The sequence below is a fragment of the Collimonas sp. genome (genome assembly GCF_044339385.1).
Classification (GTDB): domain Bacteria; phylum Pseudomonadota; class Gammaproteobacteria; order Burkholderiales; family Burkholderiaceae_D; genus Collimonas.
In genome coordinates this window covers 20,828-30,506 of record NZ_JBIIVN010000007.1, presented here as the reverse complement: position 1 = coordinate 30,506, position 9,679 = coordinate 20,828, and the positions used below count along the sequence as shown (strand labels likewise).

Here is a 9,679-nt window from a genome sequence, read left to right as displayed (position 1 = left end):
CTGAAACTGTTTCGTTTTAATTCGTTCATATCCTGCCTTCGTTGTTCAGTGCAGGATACTCCTTAAACTATTGTCCGGATTTCCGGGTCCACTATAGATAACCACATTATGGATATGCCACAAATCAACATTGTCAGGTTGCAATATCAAAAAAACCTCATACGGAGATCAATCCCTGACACAACAGCTTGATCCAGCTGACCGGATAGCCTCGTATTGACCGAAAATCATAGTCCGGCAGAACGCCAGCATGGCGCTGATAAGGTAAATTAAGCGCATACGTCGCGCCTGCGCTCACGCGCTCCCGCACTTTCACAATACCTGATAAAAATATTGCATGAACCTCGATTTATTCGACTCGCTAGAGCCAAACGACCGCCGCCAACAACAACTGGGGCAACATGCATTTGTGTTGCGCGGCTTCGCCATATCGCATATGACTGAACTACTGTCGGCGCTGGAGAGCATCTGGCAAGCCGCACCGTTTCGGCATCTGACAACGCCCGGCGGGTTGCGCATGTCGGTTGCGCTGACCAATTGCGACCAGCTCGGCTGGACTAGCGACCGCAACGGCTATCGCTATACCGCAACCGATCCGGACAGTGGCCACCCCTGGCCAGCGATCCCGGCGCCGCTCCTGCACCTGGCGCAGACGGCAGCGGCGCAAGCCGGTTTCGATGACTTCGCGCCGGACGCCTGCCTGGTCAATCGCTACGAACCCGGCACCAAACTGTCCATGCACCAGGACAAGAATGAACAGGACTTCAAAGCCCCGATCGTGTCGGTCTCGCTCGGCATTCCTGCACTGTTCCTGTTCGGCGGCCATGCGCGCACCGACAAGGCTGAGCGAGTGCCGCTGTTTCATGGCGATGTGGTGGTATGGGGCGGTGCCGACCGCCTGCGCTATCACGGCGTTTTGCCATTGAAGGAGGCCCGGCATCCGCTACTGGGGCGGCAGCGGATCAATTTCACTTTTCGCAAAGCAGGTTAGCTTGCCGCTAACAATCCTAACAATCCCGGGAATCCTTTGCTGCCGGAATTCGAAAGCAACAGCCAGAGTGTCAAGCGCGGCAAACCATATTAAGGTATATGCCAAGACCAACCATTGGGAGCAGATGTGCGAACCCTCACGCAACACCGGCAAACCGACAAACAAGCTGCACAAAGCGATCCGCGCTGGAGCATGGTGCAGGCGCGCGATCCGGCTGCTGACAAATTGTTCGTGTATGCCGTGAAGACCACCGGCGTGTACTGCCGGCCAAGTAGTCCGACACGCCTGCCGCGGCCGGAAAATATCGAATTCTTCGATACCCCGGCGGCAGCGGAAGCGGCCGGCTACCGCGCCAGCAAAGGGAGCGCCGACCGAACCTCATTAGCGGCCCAACATAGCGCACTAGTTGCCCACGCTTGCCGCCGTATCGAAAACGCGGCAGAACCACAGAGCCTGAAAATACTGGCAGCCGAAACCGGCCTCAGTCGCTACTATTTTCATCGCGTATTCAAGGCCGTCACCGGGCTGACGCCCAAAGGCTACGCCCATGCCCATCGTGCGCAAAAAATCCGCGCCGGTTTGGGCCGCAGCCATTCAGTGACCGAGACCATCTATGATGCCGGGTTCAACTCCAGCAGCCGCTTCTATGAAGCGTCGCAAACAGTCTTAGGCATGACGCCGAGCGACTACCGCGCCGGCGCTGCCAACATCGAGATTTGCTTCGCCATTGGCGCATGTTCGCTAGGTGCGATCCTGGTAGCGCAAAGCCAACGCGGCGTGTGCGCAATCCTGCTGGGCGACGATCCGAATAAACTGGCGCAGGATCTGCAGGACAAATTTCCACGCGCCACCCTGATCGGCGGCGACCGCCATTTCGAACAACTGGTGGCGCAAGTAGTCGGCTTTATCGAAGCTCCTGCGTTGGGCCTGAACTTGCCGCTGGATGTGCGCGGCACGGCGTTTCAGCAACGGGTGTGACAGGCACTGAGTGCGATTCCAGCCGGCAGCACCGCAAGCTATGCCGAAATCGCTACCCGCATCGGCGCACCTAAGGCGGTGCGAGCGGTTGCTCAGGCTTGCGCCGCCAATTCGCTGGCGGTGGCGATACCATGTCATCGCGTAGTGCGCAGCGACGGCGCGCTTTCGGGTTACCGGTGGGGAGTCGAACGCAAGAGCGCGCTGCTGGAACGTGAAAGTCAGGATGTGCAGGAAAACCGCCAACGGCAACCTTTGCCAGATTAGCGTAACGGCGGCGCAATCATCTGAATGTGCGAGATACCATCTTCATCGTACAAATCGCCGACCGCCTGGAAACCGAAGCGCCCGTAAAAGCGCTGCAGATGCGCCTGCGCACCGATCTTGATGGCGCACTCGGGAAACAGCCTGGCGGCTTGCGCCATGGCCTGCTGCATCAGTTCGTACCCGGCACCGTTGCCGCGCAATTCTGGCGCAGTCACCACACGGCCGATCGACGGATATTCAAATGCCTTACCGGGCGGCACGATGCGCGCATACGCGCCCAGCTCACCGTTCGGCAAATAACCGAGGACATGCCAGGCATGCAAATCGATACCATCGGCATCCTGAAATGCACAGGTTTGCTCCAGCACGAAAACGCGCTGCCGCAATTGCATGGCCTGGTACAACTGTACTGTGTTCAATTGCTCGAACGGCAACCAGTGCCATACCATCTGCGGGGTGGTAGCCACCGCTTCCTTTATCATATTAAGCGGTACCGCCAACCGTCACGCCATCGATGCGCAAAGTCGGCTGACCAACGCCGACCGGCACACTCTGGCCTTCCTTGCCGCACACGCCGACACCCGGATCAAGTTGCATATCGTTGCCGATCATCGAAACCCGATTCAATACGTCAGGACCGTTGCCGATCAGGGTGGCGCCTTTGACCGGGTAGGTGACCTTGCCGTTTTCGATCATGTAGGCTTCGCTGGCCGAGAACACGAACTTGCCGTTGGTGATATCGACCTGGCCACCGCCGAAATTCACCGCATACAAACCGTTTTTTACCGAGGCCAAAATTTCTGCCGGATCTTTATCCCCGGCCAGCATGTAGGTGTTGGTCATGCGCGGCATCGGCAAATGCGCGAACGATTCGCGACGCGCATTGCCGGTCACCGGCATCTTCATCAGACGCGCATTCATCGTATCCTGGATGTAGCCTTTCAGAATGCCGTCTTCAATCAGCGTCGTGCACTGGCTTGGATTGCCTTCGTCGTCGATATTCAGCGAACCGCGCCGATCGGCAATCGTGCCATCGTCAACCACCGTGACGCCCTTGGCGGCAACCCGTTCGCCGATGCGGCCGGAGAAGGTGCTGGAACCCTTGCGGTTGAAGTCGCCTTCGAGGCCGTGGCCGATCGCTTCGTGCAGCAGGATGCCGGGCCAGCCCGGACCAAGCACCACGGTCATCGGACCGGCAGGCGCCGGACGCGCATCCAGGTTGACCAATGCCGAAGCAACCGCATCAGCGGCATATTGCTCCAGCAATGCATCACTGAAATAGTTGTAGCTATAACGTCCGCCACCGCCGCTGCTACCGGTTTCACGGCGGCCATTCTGTTCGGCGATAACGGTTAGCGAAAGCCGCACCAGCGGCCGGATATCGGCAGCGATGACGCCATCGCTGTGCGCCACCAGCACCACATCGTATTCTGCCGCCAGCCCGGCCATGACCTGCACCACCCGTGGATCCTTGGCCCGCGCCATGCGCTCGACGCGTTCCAGCAGCTTGACCTTCTCGGTCGCATCCAGCGACACCAGCGGATCGTGCGGCAGATACAGCGAACGGCCACAGCTGTGCTGCATGCCGGCGGCGATCTTGATCTTGCCCGCACCTTGGCGGGCGATGGTGCGGGTCGCCAGCGCGGCATCGTGTAATGCGCGCTCGGAGATTTCATCTGAATACGAGAATGCAGTCTTGTCGCCGGAGATGGCGCGCACGCCGACGCCTTGGTCGATCGAGAAGCTGCCGGTCTTGACGATGCCCTCTTCCAGGCTCCAGCCTTCGCTCTTGGTGAACTGGAAGTACAGATCGGCATAATCGACCTTGTGCGTGAACATGGTGCCGAGCGCTTTCAGCAAGCGCGATTCGTCCAGTCCGAACGGAGTCAACAGGATATCGCGAGCAATGGCTAAGGTGCCCAGGTTTGATTCAAATGGCTTCATGGTATTCCAGCTATGTACGATAGTGTTAATGTGGGTGGTATTAATTCGGATTGTAGAGCATCCGGCCAGAGCGTGGGCAGTCGCACCCCGCCGTTACGGCCATAATCTCGTCGCGTAACAAGAACCTGGCAAGAGAACCAGGTTTTTCTGCCGGCACGGAGGCGCCGCTTGCCGCGCTGAGCAAAAAGCCCAAGCTAAAACTTGCGATGAAGCAACGCAGGTAAACTATCCCGCACTCCCTTGATGAAATGGGGATCGATGACGCCACTGACAAGTCCCTCCCCCTCGGCCAACACTGATTTAATGTCGCCCCAAGGACTGATCAGCATGCTATGGCCCCAGGTGCGGCGGCCATTCGGATGCTTGCCGCCTTGCGCCGCCGCCAGCACATAGCACTGGTTTTCGATGGCTCGGGCGCGCAGCAATGTTTCCCAATGAGCATTGCCGGTGGTGTAAGTAAATGCGGCCGGCACCACAATGAGCGCACAATCGCCCATTGCACGGTAGAGCTCGGGGAAGCGCAGATCATAGCAAACCGACAAACCGACCTTGCCGAACGGCGCCTCGAAACTAACAATGTCCTTGCCATCAGCAATAGTGCGCGCCTCGTCATAGGATTCTTCGTCCTTGGTGAAGCTGAACAAATGAATCTTGTCGTATCGACTCACGCGCTGGCCATTGGAATCATAGACCAGGGTGGTGTTGAGTACTTTGCCGGCCTCGTCGGCCACCATCGGCAACGTGCCGCCGATCAGCCAAATCTTCAGCTGCGCCGCCAACTCTGCCATGCAGACCTGAATCTTGCCTGCATCCAGGGTTTCGGCAACGGCCAGCTTGTCGGTCTCCTTCATGCCCATGATCGGCCAATATTCCGGCAGCAAGACCAACTGTGCCCCCTGCTGCGCCGCGTGCGACACCAGACGCCGCACGGTGTTGATATTTTCATCGATCACCGGGGTCGATACCATCTGGACGGCGGCGATACGAAAGCCGTCTGAAGCATGTTGTTGCGATGTAGTTTGACTCATGGGTGAGAATTCCTGCACTGGAAAAAGAACACGTTCAACAACGATGGCCGGCGCCATGCTGCAAGTCTCGACTGCGCATCTTACAAACCATCTTACAAACCATCTTACCGACAGATCTCGCCCGCGCATCTGGTTGCAAATCAACGTCCAGAGGAAAGGTCAGGAGTGGCGGCTGGCGCTTCGCTCTTGCGTTCGAGCCTGGTCACCACCGGATCGTTCCAGGCACCGTTGATATTATATTCAAAAGTGAATGCCTTCATCAGCGGATCGCGCAGGAACAACTGCGCCAGAAAGGCCCCGATACCAACCACCGGATTGATCGCCAGCGCCACCACCGACGCCGTACCGGCATTGATTTCGGGCAACACCGCCACGTGCAGGTCCTGGGTTTCGCGGGCGATGTCGGCAACGCCGTCGATTAATACGGTCGCGCCGACGCCGCGCATCTTGAAGTTGTCGGTATGCGCCTTGCCTTGCACAATCGCGGCAGTGCCGACCACACTGTCAAAGGCGAAGCCTTCGGAGAAAATATCGCGAAAATCCAGAGTCAGCCGCCGCGGCAGCGATTGCAGACTTAATACACCTAGCAATTTGGCGGCACCCGGATCGACTTTCAGGAACTGCCCAGAGGCCATGTCGAGGCTCATCTGGCCGCTCAACGATGGGCTATCTATGGTGAAAGGCAAACCCTTCCAGCTGACCTCGCCGTCCATATGGCCCTTGGTGCCGCGTAATACATGCGCAAACCCAAAGCGATCCAGCAATTTTCCGGCATCGATAATATCCAGCGCATAGGTCAGGTTAGTGGTGTTATCGTTGTTGTTGACGGTGGTCCATTTGCCGGACGCCTTTAATTCAGCGTCAGGATTCCTGATCGATAATTGGTGGATCCGCCATTCGCTGCCGACACTGGCGCGAACATTGTCGGCAGTCAGTTCTAGCCGTCCGAGCTTCTTGCCAAGCAGCTGGAAATCATCAGCGATGATATCCAATCCCGGAATCTGAGTCGAGCCGCCCTTGCCTTCCAAGACCTCGCTCACATCGGCTTCGCCACCTTGCGGGATGATCAGCGACGACAAGCGTGCCGTCACTTTGCCCAGACCGTGCCCGGATGGCGATTCGCTCCAGGTCAGATAACCCGAGGCTTGCCTGGAATCGATATTGACTTGCCATTGATTCTTATCATGGGAGGCGCCGACCACCACATTATCCAGCGTCTTGCCGAGCAATATCAGCTGTGTCGCTCTGGCCGACACCAAATTGGGTTCGGCATATTGCGCAATGCCGGCCATAGACGACTCTTGACCATGCCTGACCGCGCTAGCGTCGCTCAGGGAAGCGGCCAGGCTGTTCCAGGCGTCGACGTTAAGAATTTTGGCATTCAGATTAATCGCGACGCCACTTTCCGGATCGGGCAGCGGCGCGTTGATACCGATCCCGCCGCGCAGCAACTTCCAGTCTGCAGGCTTGCTTGTCTGGCTATTTAGCTGGCTGCTGACACCGCTGTCAGCGAAACTCTTGACGATTTCTTTCTGTCGCTGATAACGCGCGACAATGGCCGAGCCAAGCGCCAAACGCAGTTCGTCGCGCGCTATCGAAGGATCGTCGGATGCGACCCCAACCCACTCGAACTTGAGCGGCATCGCCTCACTTGGATTCTTGCGCAGCGGCTCAGGAAAGTCCAATCCGATTCCCTGCAAACCGGACTCGACCAGCAGTTCGACATGGTGATCACGCTCGCTAACCGTGGCAGTGTAACGGCTGCTGCCACTCGCGTGCGATAGCAGTTTTTGCATCGCCGGCTCCGGATAATCGGCACGTATGCCGTCAATCCCGGCCATGCCTTCGATCTTGATCACAGTCTGGCGATCAGCCTGAGTACCGCCGCTGGCCTGCACCGGACCGCCCAGCATGACTCCCTTGATGCCGTTGAGATTAAAGCCTGTTTCATTAAACTCAAGCTTGCCACTGGCGTTGCTAATCGGTGGAATCTCCTTTTGCAGCAGCACATCGTTATTCATGAACTGCAATACACCATTGGCCTTACTGTCGAGCGCGTGGGACAGCGGCAATTGCAGACCCAACTGCAACCGGGCCTCGCCCTTGCCCTGAGATTCGCGGGTAAACCCGCCAATCCAGTGCGCCACCGGACTGTTATTGGTGAATTGCAGGAAGTTCTGCAACGCACCGGCAGCGCTGCCATCGATCAACAACATCTCGTCGTGCGATGCCAAATCGGGCACCGTCGCCGTCACATTACTCAGCGTAACTGAAGAGGTCTGCGCACTGTCGGCCTTGATCTGCAAACGACTGCCTTCCAGCGCAATGGTACCGTTGATCTTTTCCAGCAACGGCCACAGCGGTTGCTTGCCGTCCTGACCGAAATGGCCCGGTTCGTATTCCAGAGTAGCGTTTTCTATTTTCCCGTTGACGCTGAATTCGCCTTTCGGCTTGGCGTTGGCCTGATCGGCGCGGAATGGAAAATCCGCCAGATCTCCCTTGACCCGAATCGTCACATCCTTGGCTTTGCCGTCCTTAAGTGCGCCAACCAGCCAGTCGCGCAAATGCTCCCGGGTATGAATGGGCAGGTAAGTAGCGATTTTCTTCAGATCGAATTCGCTGATCTTGCCGGTCATATCCATCACGCCCAAGGCCACGCCGTGACGATCTTCCAGGGGCAACAAATGACTGCCTGAGAGCGAACCCACCAGACCATCCTGACTAAAATTCATGCTATCGATCTGCAACAGCACGTTCTTGTCCTGAAAATTCCAGCGCGCCTGCAAGTTGAGCTTATCGAACGGCAGCAACGGCGTATTGAAATAACCCGGCAAATCCAACTGCACCTTTTCCGACATCAGGCTCAGAGTGCCGTCGTTCTGGTTGGCATTGATGCTGCCGGTCAGGTTATCGACACCAGGAATACCCGGCACTGCGGCTTGCGCGGGCTGAGTGGCGGTCTTAGGCTTGGCTTCGCGCGGCGCCTGGGCATTGATGGTCAGACCGTCGAACTGGCCTTTGGCGCTGTACGAGACGATTGCCGGATGCGCACCCTGCCATTCGGCGGCAAAATCGCGTAGCTGGCCGCGCGGCGCGAAGTCATCAATCATGTTGATCTGCGCCGGCGTCAACGGCAGCCGCTGGACAAAGCTGGCCATGGCCTGCAGATCAAGCTGCTTGGCTTGCAGGCTGTATTTTTCCGGTTGCGTGCCTCTGCGCGGCGAATACGACTCACTGATGGTGGTGCGCGGCAAGCTCAGACCATCGGCGGTTTTCAGCGCAAAATCGGTCAGCATCAGCGCATGGCCGTTGGCGCCGAAGGTCGGCTTGCCGTCAGCCGGCATCTGCCCTAAGTCCTCATGCGCGGAAATGCGGCCGCTGACATGCTCCAGCGCCAACGGCTGCAAATCGCTGCGCAAGCGCATCGACAGGTCGCTCAATTGCAGATCGGCGGTAAAATCGCGCACCCGCGACTGATCGAGATCTAGCCAGGCCCGCACCGCGCCCTTGCCTTTGCTCAGCTCCAACGGGTAATCGATATAATCTTTCCACGCGCTCAGATCGGCATCATGCAGATCGGCGTACAACGTTCCCCGCCAGCGGCTGACGTCTGATAGCTTGCGGGCGAACGGCGGATGGACGAAATTGGCCCGCATATCCACCGGCCCGGAAAATGCTGCCGGCGGTGTTGCTCGCAGCGACAATTGATGACGGCGCCAGCGGTTCTGCAGCACCAGATCAATATTGGTCAACGTCAGTTCGGGCGCCTTGCGCAGATCGTCTTGCCAATGCAGGCGGCCGTCGCGAATGACAATCCGGTGCTGCGCCAGCAGCCATTCGGAGCCGGAGCGATCATTTTGTTCTTTGGCATTGATCAGGATACCGGCAATGAACAAGTTACCCTGTGCATCGCGCTGAATCTGTAGATCGGGCTTGTCGATTTCCAGCGAAGCCAATCTGATGCCGCCCACTAGCAGTGATCGCCATGACACGGTGGCGGCTACCTGCGGCAAGGTTAATGCCGTCTGGCCATCCTTGTTATGAATGACGACATTGGCCAATGTGAGGTGGGGCTGCAGACCGTGCCAGGAGGCATTGATGGCGCCGATAGAAATCGGATTGCCAAGCGCCTCGCTCGCCATCTGCTCGACCTCCGCCTTGTAATTGCCGACATGCGGCAGCACTACGTAGCGCAGACTAAGGAACAAGCCGCAGAACAGGAAATATCCGACCAGCAACAGTGTCAGCAGCGCGCCGACAAGATGATGCGTGGCCAGATTGATGTGGTTGCAGGTGACAATCCAGGCGCGCCAGCACAAGGCAAGTCGCGTAGTCGGCGGCAGAGATTTGGGTTGTTCTTCCAACATCAATCAGATTCGGTAAAATTAATCATTGTGAAGCACAGTGTTGAAGCAGAGTGTTGCAGCAGAATTTAAGAGTCGCCCGGCAAACTTCGCGGCGAATTACCCTACCC

At 57.7% G+C, this 9,679-nt stretch carries 5 protein-coding genes and 1 pseudogene; 2 read left to right on the top strand and 4 right to left on the bottom strand.

The features are described 5' to 3' along the window. Positions 1–337 precede the first annotated feature (337 nt). Together alkB and ada are read left to right on the top strand one after the other, a co-directional pair. A complete protein-coding gene (gene alkB / locus ACIQ0R_RS01150; RefSeq protein WP_395822864.1) occupies positions 338–991 on the top strand; it encodes a DNA oxidative demethylase AlkB in 654 nt (217 codons plus the stop codon). 192 nt (positions 992–1,183) lie between these two features. Next, a pseudogene (ada, locus tag ACIQ0R_RS01145) lies at positions 1,184–2,233 on the top strand (bifunctional DNA-binding transcriptional regulator/O6-methylguanine-DNA methyltransferase Ada). Here ada and ACIQ0R_RS01140 read toward each other — a convergent pair. From ACIQ0R_RS01140 to ACIQ0R_RS01125, 4 genes are all read right to left on the bottom strand, one after another. Next, entirely contained in the window at positions 2,230–2,700 is a 471-nt protein-coding gene (locus ACIQ0R_RS01140; protein WP_395822862.1) for a GNAT family N-acetyltransferase, read from the bottom strand. The pseudogene ada and the gene ACIQ0R_RS01140 sit on opposite strands and share 4 nt — an antisense overlap. Before the next feature lie 16 nt (positions 2,701–2,716). Next, positions 2,717–4,177, bottom strand: coding sequence for a metalloprotease TldD (gene tldD, locus ACIQ0R_RS01135; RefSeq protein WP_395822860.1), 1,461 nt, complete (start codon positions 4,175–4,177; stop codon positions 2,717–2,719). A 194-nt stretch (positions 4,178–4,371) separates the two neighbouring features. Beyond that, the gene (locus ACIQ0R_RS01130; protein ID WP_395822858.1) at positions 4,372–5,205 is read right to left on the bottom strand and encodes a carbon-nitrogen hydrolase family protein; all 834 of its coding nucleotides are present in this window, start codon (positions 5,203–5,205) and stop codon (positions 4,372–4,374) included. Between the two features lie 140 nt (positions 5,206–5,345). After that, on the bottom strand, positions 5,346–9,572 hold the full coding sequence (locus ACIQ0R_RS01125; RefSeq protein WP_395822856.1) for a YhdP family protein: 4,227 nt from the start codon (positions 9,570–9,572) through the stop codon (positions 5,346–5,348). Positions 9,573–9,679: the final 107 nt, after the last annotated feature.

What these genes read in the sequence shown, in the direction of transcription:
- ACIQ0R_RS01125 (WP_395822856.1), bottom strand. Translation starts at nt 9,572, where the DNA reads ATGTTGGAAGAACAACCCAAATCTCTGCCGCCGACTACGCGACTTGCC.
- alkB (WP_395822864.1), top strand. Translation starts at nt 338, where the DNA reads ATGAACCTCGATTTATTCGACTCGCTAGAGCCAAACGACCGCCGCCAA.
- ACIQ0R_RS01130 (WP_395822858.1), bottom strand. Translation starts at nt 5,205, where the DNA reads ATGAGTCAAACTACATCGCAACAACATGCTTCAGACGGCTTTCGTATC.
- tldD (WP_395822860.1), bottom strand. Translation starts at nt 4,177, where the DNA reads ATGAAGCCATTTGAATCAAACCTGGGCACCTTAGCCATTGCTCGCGAT.